At 73.9% G+C, this 17,999-nt stretch carries 18 protein-coding genes; 10 read left to right on the forward strand and 8 right to left on the reverse strand.

The window, feature by feature from the left end; translation table 11 throughout:
• The first annotated feature begins 50 nt into the window (after positions 1-50).
• The gene (locus ACQPXD_RS08590; RefSeq protein ID WP_432836493.1) at positions 51-821 is read left to right on the forward strand and encodes a DUF899 family protein; all 771 of its coding nucleotides are present in this window, start codon (positions 51-53) and stop codon (positions 819-821) included.
• A gap of 14 nt (positions 822-835) precedes the next feature.
• Here ACQPXD_RS08590 and ACQPXD_RS08595 read toward each other — a convergent pair whose 3' ends face one another.
• Both ACQPXD_RS08595 and ACQPXD_RS08600 read right to left on the reverse strand, forming a co-directional pair.
• Positions 836-1,180, reverse strand: a complete 345-nt coding sequence (locus ACQPXD_RS08595; protein ID WP_432836495.1) for an ester cyclase — start codon at positions 1,178-1,180, stop codon at positions 836-838.
• Positions 1,177-1,611: a MarR family winged helix-turn-helix transcriptional regulator gene (locus ACQPXD_RS08600; protein WP_432836497.1), complete on the reverse strand. Its 435-nt coding sequence runs from the start codon at positions 1,609-1,611 to the stop codon at positions 1,177-1,179. Before ACQPXD_RS08600 ends, ACQPXD_RS08595 begins: the two co-directional genes overlap by 4 nt.
• 53 nt (positions 1,612-1,664) lie before the next feature.
• On the opposite strand from ACQPXD_RS08600, the gene ACQPXD_RS08605 reads away from it, so the two are divergent.
• The gene (locus tag ACQPXD_RS08605; protein ID WP_432836499.1) at positions 1,665-2,315 is read left to right on the forward strand and encodes a class I SAM-dependent methyltransferase; all 651 of its coding nucleotides are present in this window, start codon (positions 1,665-1,667) and stop codon (positions 2,313-2,315) included.
• A 128-nt stretch (positions 2,316-2,443) separates the two neighbouring features.
• On the opposite strand, the gene ACQPXD_RS08610 is transcribed toward ACQPXD_RS08605, so the two are convergent.
• The gene (locus tag ACQPXD_RS08610; RefSeq protein WP_432836501.1) at positions 2,444-2,626 is read right to left on the reverse strand and encodes a hypothetical protein; all 183 of its coding nucleotides are present in this window, start codon (positions 2,624-2,626) and stop codon (positions 2,444-2,446) included.
• Here ACQPXD_RS08610 and ACQPXD_RS08615 point away from each other — a divergent pair.
• Entirely contained in the window at positions 2,610-3,074 is a 465-nt protein-coding gene (locus tag ACQPXD_RS08615; RefSeq protein WP_432836503.1) for a zinc-binding dehydrogenase, read from the forward strand. The genes ACQPXD_RS08610 and ACQPXD_RS08615 overlap by 17 nt on opposite strands.
• A 188-nt stretch (positions 3,075-3,262) precedes the next feature.
• On the opposite strand, the gene hemE is transcribed toward ACQPXD_RS08615, so the two are convergent.
• Complete coding sequence (gene hemE, locus ACQPXD_RS08620; protein ID WP_432836505.1) at positions 3,263-4,279, reverse strand: uroporphyrinogen decarboxylase; 1,017 nt, start codon at positions 4,277-4,279, stop codon at positions 3,263-3,265.
• 80 nt (positions 4,280-4,359) lie between these two features.
• On the opposite strand from hemE, the gene ACQPXD_RS08625 reads away from it, so the two are divergent.
• A complete protein-coding gene (locus tag ACQPXD_RS08625) occupies positions 4,360-4,911 on the forward strand; it encodes a DUF3000 domain-containing protein (RefSeq protein WP_432836507.1) in 552 nt (183 codons plus the stop codon).
• A gap of 54 nt (positions 4,912-4,965) precedes the next feature.
• On the opposite strand, the gene ACQPXD_RS08630 is transcribed toward ACQPXD_RS08625, so the two are convergent.
• Entirely contained in the window at positions 4,966-5,829 is an 864-nt protein-coding gene (locus tag ACQPXD_RS08630) for a hypothetical protein (RefSeq protein ID WP_432836509.1), read from the reverse strand.
• A gap of 55 nt (positions 5,830-5,884) precedes the next feature.
• A complete protein-coding gene (locus ACQPXD_RS08635) occupies positions 5,885-6,907 on the reverse strand; it encodes a trypsin-like peptidase domain-containing protein (protein ID WP_432836511.1) in 1,023 nt (340 codons plus the stop codon).
• Between the two features lie 314 nt (positions 6,908-7,221).
• Between ACQPXD_RS08635 and ACQPXD_RS08640 the strand changes: the two genes are divergently transcribed.
• The 4 genes from ACQPXD_RS08640 (at position 7,222) to ACQPXD_RS08655 (ending at position 13,030) form a co-directional block, all read left to right on the forward strand.
• A complete protein-coding gene (locus ACQPXD_RS08640; RefSeq protein WP_432836513.1) occupies positions 7,222-8,493 on the forward strand; it encodes an HRDC domain-containing protein in 1,272 nt (423 codons plus the stop codon).
• Between the two features lie 78 nt (positions 8,494-8,571).
• Complete coding sequence (locus tag ACQPXD_RS08645; RefSeq protein WP_432836515.1) at positions 8,572-9,765, forward strand: thiolase family protein; 1,194 nt, start codon at positions 8,572-8,574, stop codon at positions 9,763-9,765.
• Positions 9,762-11,837, forward strand: coding sequence for a 3-hydroxyacyl-CoA dehydrogenase NAD-binding domain-containing protein (locus ACQPXD_RS08650; protein WP_432836517.1), 2,076 nt, complete (start codon positions 9,762-9,764; stop codon positions 11,835-11,837). Before ACQPXD_RS08645 ends, ACQPXD_RS08650 begins: the two co-directional genes overlap by 4 nt.
• Positions 11,838-11,938: 101 nt before the next feature.
• Positions 11,939-13,030, forward strand: coding sequence for a peptidoglycan DD-metalloendopeptidase family protein (locus tag ACQPXD_RS08655; RefSeq protein WP_432836519.1), 1,092 nt, complete (start codon positions 11,939-11,941; stop codon positions 13,028-13,030).
• A gap of 773 nt (positions 13,031-13,803) precedes the next feature.
• Here the strand turns inward: ACQPXD_RS08655 and ACQPXD_RS08660 are convergent.
• Complete coding sequence (locus ACQPXD_RS08660; protein ID WP_432836521.1) at positions 13,804-15,030, reverse strand: HEAT repeat domain-containing protein; 1,227 nt, start codon at positions 15,028-15,030, stop codon at positions 13,804-13,806.
• A 124-nt stretch (positions 15,031-15,154) separates the two neighbouring features.
• Positions 15,155-15,919: an SDR family NAD(P)-dependent oxidoreductase gene (locus ACQPXD_RS08665; protein ID WP_432836523.1), complete on the reverse strand. Its 765-nt coding sequence runs from the start codon at positions 15,917-15,919 to the stop codon at positions 15,155-15,157.
• 23 nt (positions 15,920-15,942) lie between these two features.
• Here ACQPXD_RS08665 and hemG point away from each other — a divergent pair, with 23 nt between their 5' ends.
• Positions 15,943-17,286, forward strand: coding sequence for a protoporphyrinogen oxidase (gene hemG / locus ACQPXD_RS08670; RefSeq protein ID WP_432836525.1), 1,344 nt, complete (start codon positions 15,943-15,945; stop codon positions 17,284-17,286).
• Between the two features lie 4 nt (positions 17,287-17,290).
• Positions 17,291-17,986 carry a hydrogen peroxide-dependent heme synthase gene (gene hemQ, locus ACQPXD_RS08675; RefSeq protein WP_432836527.1) on the forward strand — a complete coding sequence of 232 codons (696 nt, stop codon included), beginning with the start codon at positions 17,291-17,293 and terminating at the stop codon, positions 17,984-17,986.
• The last annotated feature ends 13 nt before the right edge of the window (positions 17,987-17,999 follow it).

A 17,999-nucleotide genomic window follows, 5' to 3' on the forward strand; every position in this document is an offset into this window, starting at 1 on the left:
GGAAGCGATGTGCTACCTTTGGTTGCACGTTCTTGTGAAAGGAGTCCGTCGTGAACCGCACCACACCGATGCCCGCGATCGTCGACCGCGACGCCTTCCAGGCCGAGCTGGACGCGCTGCGGGTCCGTGAGAAGGCGCACACCCGCGAGGGTGACGCGATCGCCGCGGCGCGCCGGCGCCTGCCCATGGTCGAAGTGGACGCCGGCATCGAGCTGACCGGCCCCGACGGCCCGGTCAGCCTGCTGGACGCGTTCGAGGGTCGCCGGCAGCTGATCGCCTACTACTTCATGTGGTACCCGGGCCGGCCCGCGGCCGAGCAGTGCGAGGGCTGCACGTGGATCACCGGGCAGGTCACGGAGCTGTCCTACCTGCACTCGCGCGACATCACCTACGCGGTGCTCTGCCAGGGTCCGTTCGAGGAGAGCATGCGGTACCGCGATTTCATGGGCTGGCGCCTGCCGTGGTACTCCGCCCAGGCCGCCGCCCCGGCGCTGCTCGCCGGCCGCCGGGTCGGCATGTTCCACCTCGTGTGCTACCTGCGCGACGGCGACCGCGTCTTCGAGACCTACTGGACCACCGGCCGCGGCGCCGAGGTCATGGACTACAGCTACGCGCTCATGGACCGCACCGTCTACGGCCGCCAGGAGCCGTGGGAGGACTCGCCGCCCGGCTGGCCGCAGGGCTGCAGCTACACCCGCACCGCGGCCGGCGAGCCCGGCTGGCCACCGGCGCAGCGTCCAGCTGGGCGCCCGATCGCCCAGTGGTCGCGCCTGTCGGCCGGCCGCTCCGACGACCTCGGCCCCGCCGGTTCGCACGGCTGACCCGGCGGGCGGCGTCAGGCATCGCGCCGCAGCGCGGACAGGCCCCACAGCTCGGCGATGCGGCCGTCGCGCACCCGGAAGATCTCCAGCATGGTCGGCGGCCGCTGTCCCGGAATGCCGTGCACGCTCGTGCGGACAGCGGCCCGGTCGCCCTCGACGATCATTTCCTCGACGACGACCCAGGCGTCGGGATACGCCTCGTGGAAGCGCTGCCAGGACCGGGTGACGGCCTCCGGCCCGGTGACATCGAGCGGATGACTGTAGAAATCGGCGGTGAAGATCTCGTTCGCGGCGGCGTGGTCATGAGCGTTGAAGGCGGCATACATGCGCCGGGCCGTCGCGCGCACGTCGTCGGTCATCGGTTCTCCTGTTCGCTGACGTTCGCGCGAATGCGCCGGAGCACGCGCAGCACGGTTTCCCGCTCGCCGGCCGGGACGCCGTCGAGCAGCCGCTCCTGGTAGGAGCGGTGCGACCGCACCAGCTCATCGGCCGCCCGCTCGCCGGTGGGCGTCAGGGCGGCCAGGGTGTAGCGGTTGTCCGCCGGGTCGAGGCGGCGGCGGACCAGCCCTTCCGCCTCGAACTCCTTGACCAGCCGGGTGACGCTCGCGCCGTCGATGGCGAGCGCCTGACGCAGGTCGCTGTGGCTGGTCTCGCCGTCGCGCCGCAGCCGGACCAGCACCTGCACCCGCTGGGCGCTCAGGCCCACGTGCCGGGCGAACGCCTGCCGCAGCTCGGCGCAGGCGCCGCCGATCTCGCGGAAGAACTCGTCCTCGGCCGTCTCGTCACGCACGATCAATTTATACCGTCAACTCTTGATGCCATCAAGAGATGTATGGTGCTCCCGTGGATGCCAAGACCGACGAGTTGCGGGCCGCGCACGACGTGCTGGCGGAGTTCTATGCCGAGCGCCTGGCCGGGGCGCTGGAGCGGATGCCGGTCGAGCGGGCGGTGCTCGGCCTGTTCGCCGAGCTGACCCGGGCCGCCGGCCTGGGCACCGACGTGGGCGACATCGGCTGCGGGACCGGCCGGCTCGCCCCGTTCCTGGCGGCGCAGGGCCTGTCCCCGCACGGGGTCGATCTGTCTCCCGAGATGGTCCGGGTGGCCCGGCGCGACCAGCCCGGCTTCCCGTTCGAGGTCGGCGACCTGCGCCGCCTGCCCTTCGCCGACGGCTCGCTGGCCGGGGTCGTCTGCTGGTACTCGCTGATCTTCCTGGCCCCGGCCGACCGGGAGACCGCCTTCGCCGAGCTGGCCCGCGTCGTCAAGCCGGGCGGCCACCTGGTGACCGCGTTCAAGGCCGGCGACGGGACGCTGCGCCGCTCCGGCCGCCTGACCGGGCTCGGCGTCGAGTTCGACGCCTACTGGCTCTCGCCGGAGGAGATGCGGCGCCGGACCGCCGAAGCCGGCTTCGAGACGGTCTTCTGGGCCGGTCGCCCCGCCGAGGAGCCGGAGACCACCCCGCAGGGGTACCTCGTCGCCCGCCGGACCGGCCCGTGAGCGAGGCTCAGCCCAGGGGCGGCGGTCGCGCCGCGCGGCTCGTCGAGGGCCTCGCGGGCGAGGCTCAGCGCGGGCGAGGCTCAGGGCGGGCGAGGCTCAGGGCGGGCGAGGCTCAGGGCGGGCGAGGCTCAGGGCGGGCGAGGCTCAGGGCGGGCGAGGCTCAGGGCGGCGGTCGCACCGCGCAGCTCGTCGAGGGCCTCGTGGGCGAGGTCGGCGAAGGCCGCATCGCTCGCCGGCGCGAGCCAGCGGGTGTAGGTCATGGCCAGGGCGAGGTCGCCGAGCTCGGCGGCCACGGTGCTGTCGCTGTCCACCGCGGCCACCGGGCTGTTCCAGGCCGACCATCTCGGCCTGCCGCTGCCCACCATCGACCCGCCCGAGCGCGGCGAGACGGTGCTCGTGTGGGGCGGCTCGACCAGCGTCGGCAGCAACGGCATCCAGCTGGCCCGGGGCGCCGGATACCGGGTCGTGACCACCGCCTCCCGGCGCAACTTCGACTACGTGCGCTCGCTCGGCGCCGAGGCGGCGGTCGACTACCACGACCGGGACGCGGTCGACCAGGTCATCGCGGCGATCGGCCCCGGCCCGCTGGCCGGCACGCTCGCCATCGGCAACGGCTCGGTGCTGCGGACCCTGACGGGCCCGGGTCCCCGGCCCGCGGCGCGTCGCGGCCGCCCAGCCGGCCGTGTTCACCCGCGCCCAGCTGCTCTTCCGCCGCCGCCACGGCGTCCACGTGAGCGCGATCTTGGGGCGGCACGCTGAAGGACAACGAGGTCGGCCCCGGCGTCAACGTCGACTGCCTGCCCGCCGCCCTGGCCGCCAAGGCCTACCGGGCGGCGCCGGAGGCGGTCGTCGTCGGCGACGGCCTGGACCAGATCCCGGCCGCCCTGGCCCAGCTCCGCCGCGGCGTCTCCGCGAAGAAGCTCGTCGTGCGGGTCTGACCCGCCGCGTCAGGCCGTGTGGACCAGGTCGACCAGGCGGGTGAGGACATCGGGGTCGGTCTCCGGGAGGACGCCGTGGCCCAGGTTGAAGATGTGGCCGGGGGCCTTCTGGCCTTCGGCCAGCACCCGGCGGGACTCCTGCTCGACGACCTCCCACGGGGCCAGCAGCACGCAGGGGTCGAGGTTGCCTTGCAGCGGCTTGCCGGGGACGCGGGCGGCGGCGGCGTCCAGCGGGGTGTGCCAGTCGACCCCGATGACGTCGGCGCCGGCCTCGGACATGGCGGGGAGCAGTTCCGCCGTACCGACGCCGAAATGGATGCGGGGGACGGAGGCCTCGAGGCCGGTCAGCACCGCACGGGAGTGGGGCATCACGTAGCGGCGGTAGTCGGCCTCCGACAGCGCGCCCGCCCACGAGTCGAACAGCTGGATCGCCTCCGCGCCCGCGTCGACCTGGACCCGCAGGAAGGTGCGGGTGATGGCGGCGAGGCGGGTGCACAGGGCGTGCCACACGTCCGGTGCGCCGTACATCAGGGCCTTGGTCTTGGCGTGGTGGCGCGACGGCCCGCCCTCGATCAGGTAGCTGGCCAGGGTGAACGGCGCGCCGGCGAAGCCGATCAGGGCCGTGTCGCCGAGCTCGGCGAGCAGCAGGCGGATCGCCTCGGCGATGAAGGCCACGGCCGCGGGGTCGAGCGGGCGGATCGCCTCCACGTCGGCCATCGTGGCGACCGGGTGGGCCACGACCGGGCCGGTGCCCGCGACGATGTCCAGGTCGATGCCGGCCGCCTGCAGCGGCACCACGATGTCGCTGAACACGATCGCCCCGTCGACGCCGTGCCGGCGCACGGGCTGGAGGGTGATCTCGCAGACCAGGTCGGGGCGGCGGCAGGACTCCAGCATGCCGATCCCGGCCCGCAGGGCGCGGTACTCCGGCAGCGATCGGCCGGCCTGCCGCATGAACCAGACCGGGGCGTGCGGCACCGCCTCGCCGCGCGCGGCCCGCAGGAGCAGCTTCGTCGTGTCGTCCATAGCGTGCCCATCGTTTCACTCAGTGCGCATCGGCGGCGCGGCGGCACCCCATGCGCTCGTTTCGGTCTTAGTCTTCCCTTATGGCGCCATCGACCGCGACTCCCCCCACGTTCGCCCGGGCGGTGGAGGAGCTGCGCGCCGTGACCACCCGGCCGGAGATCACGCTCGAGGAGGTCCCGGCCCCGCAGCGGCTGGCCCCGTATTCGTACGCGATCGGCGGCACGGTCCTGCGCCACGGCGACGAGGTGGCCACCGGCCGGCTGATCCTGCTGCACGACCCGGCCGGCCACGAGGCGTGGGACGGCACGAGCCGCCTGGTGACCTACGTGACCGCCGAGCTGGAGGCGGAGCTGGCCACCGACCCGCTGCTGCCCGCGGTCGGCTGGAGCTGGCTGGTGGACGCCCTGGACGGGCACCGCGCGGCGTATACCGCGATCGGCGGCACCGTCACCCAGACCATGTCCACCCGCTTCGGTGACCTCGCCGGGCCGCCCGCCGCGGCCGACCTGGAGATCCGCGCCTCCTGGACGCCGACCGACGACGACATGCAGGCCCACGTCCACGCCTGGTGCGCGCTGCTCGCCTCGACGGCCGGTCTGCCGCCGCCCGGCGTCACCGCCCTGCACGCCTGAGCAAACGCCGAAGGGCCGGCCATATCGAGGCCGGCCCTTCCAAGGAACCGAAGATCAGATGCCGAGCAGGGTCTGTGCCTCGTTACAGGGCTTTTCCAGCTCGTTGAGCTTGTTCTGGGTGGTCGTCTTGTCGCCGTTCGCCGACGCGTCGAGGGCCTCCAGCAGCAGCTTCAGGCAGTTGCCGATGACGTCGCGCTGGCGCTTGGCCTCCGTGCTGTCGGCCTGGGTGCCGCGCAGGTCCTGCTGGGCCTTGGTCAGCTCGTCGGCCTTCGCCTTGAGGTCGGTCTTGGTCTGATCGAGGTCCTTGTTGGTCTGGTCGAGCGCCGCCTGGCGCTGCTGCGAGGTCTTCTCCGACGAGTCCAGCTTCGAGGACTTGTCGACGTACAACCCAACGAAGACACCGGCGGCGATGACCGCCAGCGCCAGCAGGCTCGCCAGCAGCGGCACCGCGACGCCGCGCTTCTTCGGCGGCTGGATCGGCGGGTAGCCGACCGGCTGGCCGGGGAAGCCCATCGGCGGGGCCGACACCGGGCCGTAGGCGGTGGGCGGGCCGGACATCGGCGGGCCCGACATGGGCGGCGCGGACATCGGCGGGACCGGCGGCTGCTGCAGGGGCGCGGTCGGCGGCGCCGAGACCGACGGGTCGAGGCTGTAGGACGCCTCGCCGTAGGCCGGCAGCTGCGACGTGCCCTGGTCGTGGGTCGGCATGGGCTGCGGCGGCACGGGCTGGCCGTAGGGGGACACGGGCGCGGCCGGGTCGACGTAGGACGGCTGGCCCGGGTAGGGCGGCGGGGACTGGGGCGGCGGCCCGTAGCCGGGCGGGGTCTGCTGGGGCGGCGGCGGGTAGGCGCCGGTCGGGGCGTTGGGGTCGGGGTAGCCGTATCCGTCGCCGGGGTTGGGGTTCGGGGGGTATGTCATCGTTCTCTTCTTTCCTTCTCCTGGTCCCGCCGGGGGACGAGGGCCGGGGGGACGGTCAGCAGACGGGCACGGTGTCGCAGACGACCGAGATCGGGATGGCCAGGCCGATGCCCTCGGCCTGCTGGGCCTTGAGTGTGGCTACGCCGACCACCTCTTTCTTGGCGTTGAACACGGGGCCGCCGGAGTTGCCCGGGTTGATGGCCGCGTCGAACTGCATGAGGGACTCGCCGTTGAGCGTGCGGAACGCGCTCACGACGCCGGTGGTGACCGTGTCTTCGAGGCCGAGCGGAGAGCCGATGACCAGGACCGGCTCGCCGACCTTGGGCACGGCGGCGGCCGGGGTCAGCCGCGGGAACACCTCGTCGGTGTGCAGCACGGCCAGGTCCATGTCGGGGTGGACCTCGACGATCGTGCCGGCGAAGCGCTGGTCGGTGCGCTCCAGGCTGACGTTCTTCTCGCCCTTCTCGTAGGCGTCCTGCACCACGTGGTAGTTGGTGATCAGGTCGGTGCCGCCGCCGGCCGGGGCCTTGCCCAGGGCGAAGCCGGTGCCGGTCGCGTACTTCGTGGCGACCCGGAACACGCTGGGGCGCACGCTCGCGGAGACCTCGGCGGCGTCGAGGGAGCCGCCGGTCTTCTGCTCGAGCTTGTCGGCGCGGTCCTCGAGGGCCTTGAGCCGGGAGGCGTCGCCGGCCTGGGCGGTCTTGACCGCGGCGTCGGCGCTGTCGGCCCGCCGCTCCAGCTGGACGATGAAGGCGGTCTGCACGCCGACCACGATCAGCAGCAGGACGACGAGCGTGAGGGCGATGGCGCCGAGCGGGCTGCGGCGGGTCGCGACCGGCATCGGCGGGACGCCGGGCGGGGACTGGGGCGCCGTGGCGGGCGCGGAGACCGGCCACGCGCTGGTCGGCTGCGCCGGGACCGGGCCGGTGACCGGCGGGAACGAGCCGGTCGGGGTGATCCTGGGGGGAAGTGGGCCGAGTCGCTCCGAGTCGTCGCCGGCCGCGTGGCGCGGGCGGTCCTGGTCGTATTCGGAGTTGCCGGAAGCCACCGGGTTGGAGGGGTCATACCCGGCCGTCATGCGTGCCGTTTCCTTCCTGTCACGGTTCACCCGTTTCGACGGACATGTGGGCCTCCTGCAGGAGGTCGTCCGGCGATACCGCGGTCGGCCCTCACCCTAGACGGCCTGCACAAGTGCCGCGACCTCCGAGCCAACCACTGGACACAACCGCCGCCGACATCGGACTGCGCATCGGGGGCCAGCGAACCGTACCGGTAAGGAAGCCCCGCTGTCCGTCCCGTTCCCGGGTCGTTCGGGTCGCCGAAGATCCCAAGAACGCCGACGCGCCGGACCGGCTGCACCGGGGGGCCTATGGCGCAACGTACGGTTGTGGCGTGACCGACGAACCCCCCGCGCGGCGTCGGGACGAGGAGCCAGACAGTCCGGGTAAACCGGACGACACGACCGAGCCCGTCCTGCTGACCGCCCCCTTAGACGGGACCCCCGAGCCGATCACGGACCGGGCCGAGCTCGCGCGCGCCGTCGAACGCTTCGCCAACGGCACCGGACCGGTGGCCGTGGACGCCGAGCGCGCCTCCGGCTACCGGTACACCCACCGGGCCTATCTGGTGCAGCTGCGCCGGGCCGGCGCCGGAACGGTGCTCATCGACCCGATGCCCTTCGGCCAGCTGCCCGAGCTCGACGAGGTGATCTCGCCCACCGAGTGGGTGCTGCACGCCGCCAGCCAGGACCTGCCCTGCCTGACCGAGCTCGGCCTGCGCCCCACCCGGCTGTTCGACACCGAGCTGGCGGCCCGGCTGTGCGGCTTCGAGCGGGTCGGGCTCGCCGCGCTGACCGAGTCGCTGCTGGGGTACACCCTGGAAAAGCACCACTCCGCGGCCGACTGGTCGACCCGGCCGCTACCCCCGGCCTGGCTGACCTACGCGGCGCTGGACGTCGAGCTGCTGCTGCAGCTGCGCGACACGCTCGCGGCGGAGCTGGCCCGGCAGGGCAAGACCGAGTGGGCGGCGCAGGAGTTCGCCGCGCTGGTCGCCTCGGCCGGCGACCCGCCCCGGGTGCGTGCGGACCCGTGGCGGCGCACGTCGGGCATCCACCGGGTGCGCGGCGCCCGGGCGCTGGCCCGGGTGCGCGCGCTGTGGACGGCCCGGGACGAGATCGCCCAGCGCCGCGACGCGAGCCCGGGCCGGGTCCTCGCCGACGCCGCGATCATCGCCGCCGCCGAGGCCGACCCGAAGGACGAGCGCTCGCTGCTGGCCCTGGCCGGGTTCGGCGGGCGGTCGGTGCGCCGGCTCGCCCCGACGTGGCTGAGCGCGCTGTCCGACGCCCGGGCGCTGTCGGACAAGGACCTGCCCACCACGCCGCCCTCGGAGGGCCCGCCCCCGCCGCACCGGTGGGCCGAGCGCGACCCGGTCGCGGCCGGGCGCCTGGCCCGCTGCCGGGAGCTGGTGACCGGGCTGGCCGCCGCGCACCAGCTGCCCCCGGAGAACCTCATCACCCCCGATTCGGTACGCCGCCTGGCCTGGTCGCCGCCGGAGGAGCTCGCCGAGGACGCGGTCGCCGCGGTGCTCGCCGGCTACGGCGCCCGCCCCTGGCAGGTCGCCCTGGTCACCCCCGGCCTCACCAATGCGTTGAAACCGCCGCAATAGCGGCGTGAAGGGGTTCACAGCACGGCGCGACCTACTGGCAAGTAACATTGGCCGTAATTCGTCGCTAGGAGGACTCCCGTGCCCCGTGCTGTCCGCGACGTCGTCTTCGTCGACGGCGTCCGCACCCCGTTCGGCAAGGCCGGTGGGATGTATGCCAACACCCGCGCCGACGACCTCGTCATCCGCTGCATCCGGGAGCTGCTGCGGCGCAACCCGCAGCTGCCGCCCGAGCGGGTGGACGAGGTCGCCATCGCCGCCACCACGCAGACCGGCGACCAGGGCCTGACCATCGGGCGGACCGCCGCCCTGCTGGCCGGGCTGCCCAAGACCGTGCCCGGCTACGCGATCGACCGCATGTGCGCGGGCGCGCTGACCGCGGTGACCACCGTCGCCGGCGGCATCGCGTTCGGCGCCTACGACGTGGCCATCGCCGGCGGCGTCGAGCACATGGGGCGCCACCCGATGGGCGAGGGCGTCGACCCCAACCCGCGCATCCTCGCCGAGAAACTCGTCGACCCCTCCGCGCTGGTCATGGGCTCCACCGCGGAGAACCTGCACGACCGGCTGCCCGGCATCACCAAGGAGCGGGCCGACCGGTTCGGCTACGCCTCGCAGGTCCGCACCGCCGCCGCGTACGCCGCCGGCAAGCTCCAGCCGGACCTGGTCAGCGTGGCCACCCGCGACCCGGAGACGGGCTGGGGCCTGGCCACCGTCGACGAGGCGCCGCGCGAGACCAGCCTGGAGAAGCTCGCCACGCTCAAGACGCCGTTCCGCCCGCACGGCCGGGTCACCGCGGGCAACGCGGCCGGCCTCAACGACGGCGCCACCGCCTCGATCATCGCCGCCGAGGAGGTCGCCCGGGAGCTGGGCCTGCCGATCGGCATGCGGCTGGTCTCCTACGGCTTCGTCGGCGTCGAGCCCGAGGTCATGGGCTTCGGCCCGGTGCCCGCCACGGAGAAGGCGCTGCGCCTGGCCGGGCTCAGCATCGACGACATCGGGCTGTTCGAGCTCAACGAGGCCTTCGCCGTGCAGGTGCTGGCCTTCCTCGACCACTTCGGCATCGCCGACGACGACCCGCGGGTCAACCAGTGGGGCGGCGCGATCGCCGTCGGCCACCCGCTCGCCTCCTCGGGCGTGCGGCTCATGACGCAGCTGTCGCGGCAGTTCGCCGAGCGGCCCGACGTGCGCTACGGCCTCACCGCCATGTGCGTCGGCATCGGCATGGGCGCGTCGGTCATCTGGGAGAACCCGAACTGGGAGGGCGGCAAGTGACCGCGACACTGACCAACCCCAACGAGGTCGTGACCAAGGCGCTGCTGCGCTTCGTCACGCTGCCCGGCCGCGAGCGGGCCGCGCTCATCACCCTCGACAACGGTCTCGACCACACCAAGCCCAACTCGTTCGGCCCGGCCGGGCTGGCCAGCCTCGACGCCGCCATCGACGAGGCGATCGCGGCGGCGCCGAAGTTCATCGCGCTGACCGGCAAGCCCTACATCTTCTGCGTCGGCGCCGACATCACCGCCATGCCGCTGCTCACCGAGCGCGCGCAGGCGCTGGAGCTCGGGCGCTTCGGCCACCGGGTCTTCAAGAAGCTGCGCGACTCGCCGGTCCCCACGTTCGCGTTCGTCAACGGCGCGGCCATGGGCGGCGGCCTCGAGGTGGCGCTGCACTGCCACTACCGGACCGTCTCCTCGGGCGCCGCGGCCCTCGCCCTGCCCGAGGTCGCGATCGGCCTCGTCCCCGGCTGGGGCGGCACCCAGCTGCTGCCCAACCTCATCGGCATCGCCGGCGCGGCGCAGGTCATCATCTCCAACCCGCTGACCCAGAAGCAGCTCAGGCCCGCCCAGGCGCACGAGCTGGGCATCGCCGACGCGATCTTCGAGCCGGCCGACTACCTCGAGCGCTCGCTGGAGTGGGCCGAGGGCGTGGTCGACGGCACGATCACCGTCACCCGCCCGGAGGTCGACCGGGAGATGTGGGACGGCGTGCTGTACTTCGCCAAGCACCAGCTCGACGAGCGGCTCCACGGCGCCGTGAACAGCGCGAACAAGGCTCTCGAGCTGCTGGCGCTGGCCAAGGAGGCCACGTTCGAGGACGGCACCGCGGCCGAGGACGAGGCGCTGGCCGACCTGCTCATGGGCGACCAGTCGCGGGCCAGCCTGTATGCGTTCGACCTGGTGCAACGGCGGGCGAAGCGGCCGGCGGGCGCGCCGGACAAGAGCCTGTCCCGCGAGGTCACCAAGGTCGGCATCGTCGGCGCGGGCCTGATGGCCTCGCAGCTCGCCCTGCTGTTCGTCCGCCGCCTGGAGGTACCGGTGGTGCTCACCGACCTCGACCAGGAGCGCGTCGACAAGGGCGTCGGCTACGTGCACGCCGAGATCGAGAAGCTCGTGTCGAAGGGGCGCCTCGACGCGGGGAAGGCGGCGAAGTACCGCGGCCTCGTCGGCGGCTCCGTCGACAAGGCCGCGTTCGCCGACGCCGACCTCGTGCTGGAGGCGGTGTTCGAGGACCTCAAGGTCAAGAAGCAGGTCTGGGCCGAGGTCGAGGCCATCGTCCGCGACGACTGCGTGCTGGCCACCAACACCTCCTCGCTGTCGGTCACCGAGCAGGCCGCCGACCTGGCCCACCCGGAGCGCGTGGTCGGGCTGCACTTCTTCAACCCGGTCGCGATGATGCCGCTGCTGGAGATCGTGCGGGCGGCGCAGACCGACGACGCGACCCTGGCCACCGCGTTCGCCGTGGGCAAGGCCTTGAAGAAGTCGTCGGTACTGGTCAAGGACGCCCCGGCGTTCGTGGTCAACCGGCTGCTGACCCGCTTCCTCGGCGTGGTCACCAAGGCCGTGGACGACGGCACCCCGATCGAGGTCGCCGACTCCGCCCTCGACCCGCTCGGCCTGCCGATGCGGCCGATGGCGCTGCTCGCCATGGTCGGCCCGGCCGTCGCGCACCACGTCTCGGAGACGCTGCACCACGCGTTCCCGGACCGCTTCGGCGTCTCGGCCAACCTGGCGAAGGTGGTCGGCGCCGGCAAGCGCGGCTTCACCGACGCCGACGGCAACCCCGACCCGGAGGTGCTGGCGCTGCTGGAGGTCGGCGACTCGCCGTCGACCGCGGAGCAGCTGCGGGCGGCCGCGACCGAGGCCCTGGCCCAGGAGGTCCGGCTGATGCTCGACGAGGGCGTCGTTGCCGATCCGCGGGACATCGACCTGTGCCTGATCCTGGGCGCCGGCTGGCCGTTCCACCTGGGCGGCGTGACGCCCTACCTGGACCGCGAGGGTATCTCGGAACGGGTGACCGGGGCGCGGTTCCTGCCCCAAGGCGTGGCTAACGCCCCAATAGGGTGAACAAATCCTGATATTTCGGATCCGGTACCCCGCCGACGCCTAGCGTTGGCGGGGTTCTCGGTCCCCCCGGCCGACCACACGTCGTCCTCCGGGGGTGCACCATGCGCAAAACGATCTTCGTGGTGGCGGTTGTCGCCGCATTGGTACCGTCGGTGAATGCGCAGGCCGCGACCACAGCGGCCACGGTGGTCTCCCCGAAGCGCCCGCTGAACGTGCGGGCCGGCGCGGCGGTGTGGACCACGTCGCTGCGCACGCTGCCCGACGGCACCCCGATCGCCATCGAGTGCCAGGTGCAGGGCCAGCTCATCGACCAGGGCCCGGTCCGGGTCACCGACAAGTGGGACCGGCTCACCGACGGCGCCTTCGTGAGCGACGCGTGGGTGCGGCGGGCTCAAGCGGTACCGCCGCCGTGCGCTGAAGCGCAACGGCAGGCGGCGCCGCAGGCCGCCGCGGCCTCGACCACGGCGGGCGCCGTCGGCTCCGGGACCATCCCGCTCAAGGTCCGCAGCGCCCCCGCCCGCGCGGCGCAGCTGCTGAGTGCCCTCGCCGACGGCACGGCCCTGGCGATCGCCTGCCAGCAGCACGGCGAGCCGATCGCCGGCGCCGTGCGGACCACCGACCTGTGGGACCGGCTCACCGACGGCACCTACGTCTCCGACGCCTACGTGCGCCGCACGGCCGAGCCGCCCGCCTGCCCCGGCAGCGCCCCGGCGCCGCACGCCCCGGCCGCCGAGTCGGCCCAGTGGGTCAGCCCGCTGCCGGGCTTCACCGCGCGGCCGGGCTTCCGCACCCCCACCAACCCCAACCACCTGGGCGTCGACATCATGAGCTTCGTCGGCACCCCGATCCGCGCCGCCTCCGCCGGCACGGTCGTCGAGGTCGTCTGCAACATCGAGGCCGGCCATAGCTGCGACCAGCCCGGCAGCGCGTCGATCGGCGGCTGCGGCTGGTACGTGAAGCTCCAGCACGCGGGCGGCATCTCCACCCTGTACTGCCACATGGTCCGCCGCGGCGCGGTCCGCCCCGGCCAGCGCGTCGCGGCGGGCCAGGTGATCGGCTACGTCGGCAGCTCGGGCAACTCCTCGGCCCCGCACCTGCACTTCGAGGTCCACGTGAACACCCCGCCGACCTCACCGGCCAACGCCGTCGACCCCCTGCCCTTCATGCGCGCCCACGGCGCCCCGATCGGCTGAGCCGCCGGCCCGCCCATGCCTCTAGTGCGGGTGGCCGTGCCTCGATCGGTGTGGCCGGGCGGCCGTATGTCTCCGTGATCATGATGCTCGCGGTGGGCGCACCACGGGTTTGTCATGATCCCGGAGACTTGTGGTACACGGGGGTACATCAGCGCTCCGTGATCATGAAAAACCGCGGTGTCGGCAGTGGGTGCTGCATGATCGCGGAGACTTCTGGTCGCTGCGCTGGGCTCTGCGGCGTGCGGCGTGCGGCGTGCGGCGTGCGGCGTGCGGCGTGCGGCGTGCGGCGTGCGGCGTGCGGCGTGCGCAGTGTGGAACCGCGACCGCGGATCACGCTCGCCGTGGGCGCGTGGGCGCGTGGGCGCGTGGGCGCGTGGGCGCGCAGGCCGGGCATGGCGGCGCTGGCGGCGCTGGTGGCGCTGGTGGCGCCAGCATCCGGGGGGTAGATGTCGGAAATATCCGCCACTTCGTGACGGATATTTCCGACATTTCGGTTATGTGCCGAATGGGGTAAGTCCGCGGAGTGCGGCGGGGGGGGGGACTCAGTAGCGGCGACGCCGGGGGTCTGCGGGCCCGCCGTGGTCACCGGCGAAGCTCGGACCGGCGGGAGGCGGTCGGCAGAGGCGGTCGGGTCGAGGGCCTGCCGTTGTCGGCGGCGGGATCGGACGCGCGGAGTGGGCGCCGTCGGGTGGGCCAGCAGGCCCGCCGTGGTTGGCGTCGGGAGGGGGCGGTGGGGCCCGCCGTGGTCGGTGGGGGAATGGGCGGTGGGAGGGTCAGTAGGAGGGGCGCCAGCGGGGCCAGCCGTGGTCGCCGGCGAGTTGGGACAGGCGGGAGGCCAGCATCAGGGTTGTTGCCGGTTCCGCATACTGCAGGCGGTAGTGGACCTGCTCGGCGATCTCCGGGGCGCGGTACTCCGCGTGCTCCATCAGCTGGAGGGTCACCGACCACCAGTAGCGGTCCTCGTCAGTCGCGTGCGGAGCGCCGGCGCGGAACCAGTCGGCCAGGCCGTCCAGCAGGTCGTCGCCCACGCCGTCCGGGTCGGTCAGGCGCAGGGCGGCGCAGACTCGGGCGACCACGTCGTCGTCCCAGCCGGCGAGGTGGCCGCGGATCAGGGTGTGCAGGGAGGCGTGGCCGAGGGCGCCCGCGGCGTCGATCTCCAGGGAGTACACGTTGTCGCGGGACAGTCGCTCGTGCAGGACCGGCAGGGCGCGGGCGTCGCGGCGGCGGGCCAGGCCCAGCAGGGCCTCGCACCTGGTGTCGTCGTGCGGGTCGTCCAGGCGGGCGACGAGGGCGTCGCGGATGGCCGGGTCGTCGACCTCCGACAGCTGCGTACCGAGGGCGAAGCAGGCCCAGTCGCGCACGTCGTCGTCCGGGTCGGCGCTCAGGGCGAGCAGGGCGCGGACCGTCTCGTCAGGGATCGCCTCGCCCAGCACGCTGGGCAGGGCCTGGGCCACCGCGCGGCGCACGCCCGGGTCCGGGTGGGCGGCCAGGGGCAGCAGCAGGGGCAGGGCCGCGTCGTCGTAGCACCAGGCGACCGCGTCGGCGAGCTCCGCCGGGGACGTGGCCGGGGCGTCCAGCAGCGCGGCGATGGTGCGCGCGGTCGGCTCGAGCTCGTCGGGCGGCACGGAGCCGGGCCCGCGCAGGTCAGCGATGAGCTCATCCGGCAGTGCGGAGCCGGAAGCAGGCGTGGCATCGGGAGCGGACGCGGAACCCGGAGCGGATGCCGAACCGGGAGCGGATGCCGAACCCGGAGCGGGCGCGGAGTCGGGAGCAGGCACCGAGCCGGGGCCGTGCAAGTCGGCGAGGTCGGCGATGACCTCGGCGAGCGGGTTCAGTGCCAACCCGTCCAGGCCGTCCGGCAGCGACTCACCCGGCTCGCGGGCGGCCGGGACGTAGGGCTCCCAGGCGCGCGGATACAGGCCGGAGACATCGGCCGGGCCACTTGGGCGCCGGTCCGGCGGCTCGTCCGGCACGGGGCGGGAGGACGAGAGGTCGCTCATCCCCGAGAGTGTGCGCGCCTTCGGGGCGTTCTTCCAGAGGGGTTCGCCCCCCAGTAGGACATCGCGGGGCGGACGATCACCCTACTCGCCGACATATCGACGCACTTCGGCACCCGAAAACGCCTCAGCGGGAGCGGGTCTCCAGCCGCAGGGACTGCCAGGAGCCGTCGGCCGCCCAGCCGCCGTCGACCGACAGGGAGGCGCCGTTGACGAAGCCGCTGCGGGCCGGGTCGGCCAGGAAGGCCACGGCGCGGGCGATGTCGTCCGGCTGGGCGAAGCGGGCCAGCGGCACGTGGTCGGTGATGTCGTGGTCGCCGTAGGCGCCGGAGGCCTGGGACTCGTCGTCCATCTCCGTCTTGACCCAGCCGGGGCAGACCGCGTTGACCCGCACGCCGCGGCCGCCCCACTCCACCGCCAGGGTGCGGGTCAGGCCGATCAGGCCGTGCTTGCTCGCGTTGTAGGCGACCCGGTCGGCGACGCCCATGAGGCCCGCGACCGAGGCGATGTTGACGATCGAGCCGGCGCCGCGGGCGAGCATGCCCCGGCCGAACGCCTGGCACAGCAGGAACGGGCCGGTCAGGTTGACCTCCAGCACCTGCCGCCACTGCGCGGCGGACGTTTCCTCGGCGGGCGCGATCGAGGCGATCCCGGCGTTGTTGACCAGGACGTCGGCGCCGCCGTAGCGGGCCTCGACCTCGGCCGCGAAGCGCCGCACGTCGTCGTCGGCGGAGACGTCGCCGTGGAAGGTGAGCGCCTCGCCGGGCAGGGGCGGGACCGGCTCGCGGTCGATGACGGCCAGGCGGTACCCCTCCTCGGAAAGGACCTCGGCCGTGCGCCGCCCGATGCCGTGTGCTGCGCCGGTGATCACTGCCACTCGCTGCTCACCCATGCCGCGACAATAGACTGGCGGGCATGACACAACGCGTCGTGGTCGTCGGTGGTGGCATCTCCGGGCTGGCCGCGGCGCACCGGCTGCGCACCCTGCGCCCCGAGCTCGACGTGGTCCTGCTGGAGCAGCGCGACCGGCCCGGCGGCAAGCTGGCCACCGGCACGCTGGCCGGGGGGCGGGTGGAGCGGGGCGCGGAGTCGTTCCTGGTCGGCGGGCCGAGTGCGGCGCTGCGGCTGGCCGAGGAGGTGGGGCTCGGGGCCGAGGTCGTGCACCCCACCACCGCCCGGGCGGCGGTCGCGCTGGACGGCGGCCTGCGGGACCTGCCGGCCGGGACGCTGATGGGCATCCCCCTGCAGGGCGGCGAGACGGCCGACGAGCCCGCCGCGGTGCCGCTGCTGGGCCCGGGCGAGGACGTCTCGGTCGGCGCGCTGGTGCGCCCGCGCCGGGGCGACGCGGTCGTCGACCGCTACGTGGAGCCGCTGCTGGGCGGGGTCTACGCGGGCCGCGCCGACCGGCTGTCGGTGCGCATGGCGCTGCCCGCGCTCGCCGCCGCGGCCGAGCACAGCCACACGCTCACCGACGCGCTGCGGGAGGCCGTCGCCGGGAGCCGGCGCGCCCCGGGGGCGCCGGTGTTCGGGGCGATCGAGGGCGGCATGAGCCGGTTCGTCGGCGCGGTCGCGGCTACGCTGCCCGACGTGCGCTGCGGCGTCACCGTGCGCGAGCTGCACCGGCGGGGCGGCGGGTGGCGGCTCACGCTCGGCTCGACCCGCGACGCGGAGGCGCTCGACGCCGACGGGGTGGTGCTGGCCGTGCCGGGCCGGCCCGCCGAGCGGCTGCTGGGCGGGCTGGCCGGGGTCGAGCCGGTGGAGCTGGAGTATGCGAGCGTCGCCCTGGTCGCGCTGGCGCTGCCGAAGGAGCAGGCCAAACTGCCCGAGCTGTCCGGCTTTCTCGTGCCGGCGACGGAGGGCCTGGCGGTCAAGGCCGTCACGTTCTTCGACCAGAAGTGGGCCCACCTGCGCCGCCCCGGGGTGACCGTGCTGCGCGCCTCCGTGGGCCGCCACGGCGACGAGGAGCAGCTGCAGCGCACCGACGCCGGGCTGGTCGAGGTGGTGCGGGCCGAGGTGGCCCGGCTGATCGGCGTGGACGCGCTGCCCGAGGAGCTCGACCGGGGGGTCTTCCGCTGGGGCGGGGCTCTCCCGCAGTACCAACCCCATCATCAGGACCGGGTGCGGACGCTGCGCGCCGGCCTGGCCGCGCACCCGGCGATCGCCGTGGCCGGGGCGGCCTACGACGGCGTCGGCATCCCGGCGTGCGTCACGTCGGGCCGGGCCGCCGCCGAAGCGGTGCTGGCACAACTGGGAGGATAGGGACATGACGACCACCAACGCGGCGCGCATCCGCGAGATCAACGAGACCATTCGGTACACCATGTGGTCGGTCTTCCGGCTCGAGACGCCCTACGGCACGGATCAGCGCGACGCGACCGCGGTGTCGGCGTTCCTCGCCGACCTCGCCGCCAAGGACGTGGTGGTGCGCGGCACCTACGACGTGGCCGGGCTGCGCGCCGACGCCGACCTGATGATCTGGTGGCACGCGCCGAGCGCGGAGGCGCTGCAGGAGGCCTATGCCGGCTTCCGCCGCACCGACGTCGGCCGCCGCTTGGCGCCGGTCTGGTCGCAGCTGGCCCTGCACCGCCCGGCCGAGTTCAACAAGAGCCACATCCCGGCGTTCCTCGCCGACGAGCACGTCCGCGAGTGGGTGTGCGTGTATCCGTTCGTGCGTTCCTACGAGTGGTACCTGCTGCCCGACGAGGAGCGCCGCGCGATGCTCTCCGAGCACGGCCAGATGGCCCGCGACTTCCCGGACGTGCGGGCCAACACCGTGGCCAGCTTCGCCCTCGGCGACTACGAGTGGATCCTCGCCTTCGAGGCCGACGAGCTGCACCGCATCGTCGACCTGATGCGCGAGCTGCGCGCCTCCCGGGCCCGCCGGCACGTGCGCGAGGAGGTCCCGTTCTACACGGGCCGCCGCCGCGACATCGCCGACCTGGTCGCCAACCTGCCGTAGCGAGCGGAGTCGC

This window comes from Dactylosporangium sp. CA-092794 (assembly GCF_050948465.1).
Classification (GTDB): domain Bacteria; phylum Actinomycetota; class Actinomycetes; order Mycobacteriales; family Micromonosporaceae; genus Dactylosporangium.

What these genes read in the sequence shown, in the direction of transcription:
- ACQPXD_RS08595 (WP_432836495.1), bottom strand. Translation starts at nt 1,180, where the DNA reads ATGACCGACGACGTGCGCGCGACGGCCCGGCGCATGTATGCCGCCTTC.
- hemE (WP_432836505.1), bottom strand. Translation starts at nt 4,279, where the DNA reads ATGGACGACACGACGAAGCTGCTCCTGCGGGCCGCGCGCGGCGAGGCG.
- ACQPXD_RS08625 (WP_432836507.1), top strand. Translation starts at nt 4,360, where the DNA reads ATGGCGCCATCGACCGCGACTCCCCCCACGTTCGCCCGGGCGGTGGAG.
- ACQPXD_RS08630 (WP_432836509.1), bottom strand. Translation starts at nt 5,829, where the DNA reads ATGACATACCCCCCGAACCCCAACCCCGGCGACGGATACGGCTACCCC.
- ACQPXD_RS08635 (WP_432836511.1), bottom strand. Translation starts at nt 6,907, where the DNA reads ATGACGGCCGGGTATGACCCCTCCAACCCGGTGGCTTCCGGCAACTCC.
- ACQPXD_RS08655 (WP_432836519.1), top strand. Translation starts at nt 11,939, where the DNA reads ATGCGCAAAACGATCTTCGTGGTGGCGGTTGTCGCCGCATTGGTACCG.
- ACQPXD_RS08660 (WP_432836521.1), bottom strand. Translation starts at nt 15,030, where the DNA reads ATGAGCGACCTCTCGTCCTCCCGCCCCGTGCCGGACGAGCCGCCGGAC.
- ACQPXD_RS08665 (WP_432836523.1), bottom strand. Translation starts at nt 15,919, where the DNA reads ATGGGTGAGCAGCGAGTGGCAGTGATCACCGGCGCAGCACACGGCATC.
- hemG (WP_432836525.1), top strand. Translation starts at nt 15,943, where the DNA reads ATGACACAACGCGTCGTGGTCGTCGGTGGTGGCATCTCCGGGCTGGCC.
- hemQ (WP_432836527.1), top strand. Translation starts at nt 17,291, where the DNA reads ATGACGACCACCAACGCGGCGCGCATCCGCGAGATCAACGAGACCATT.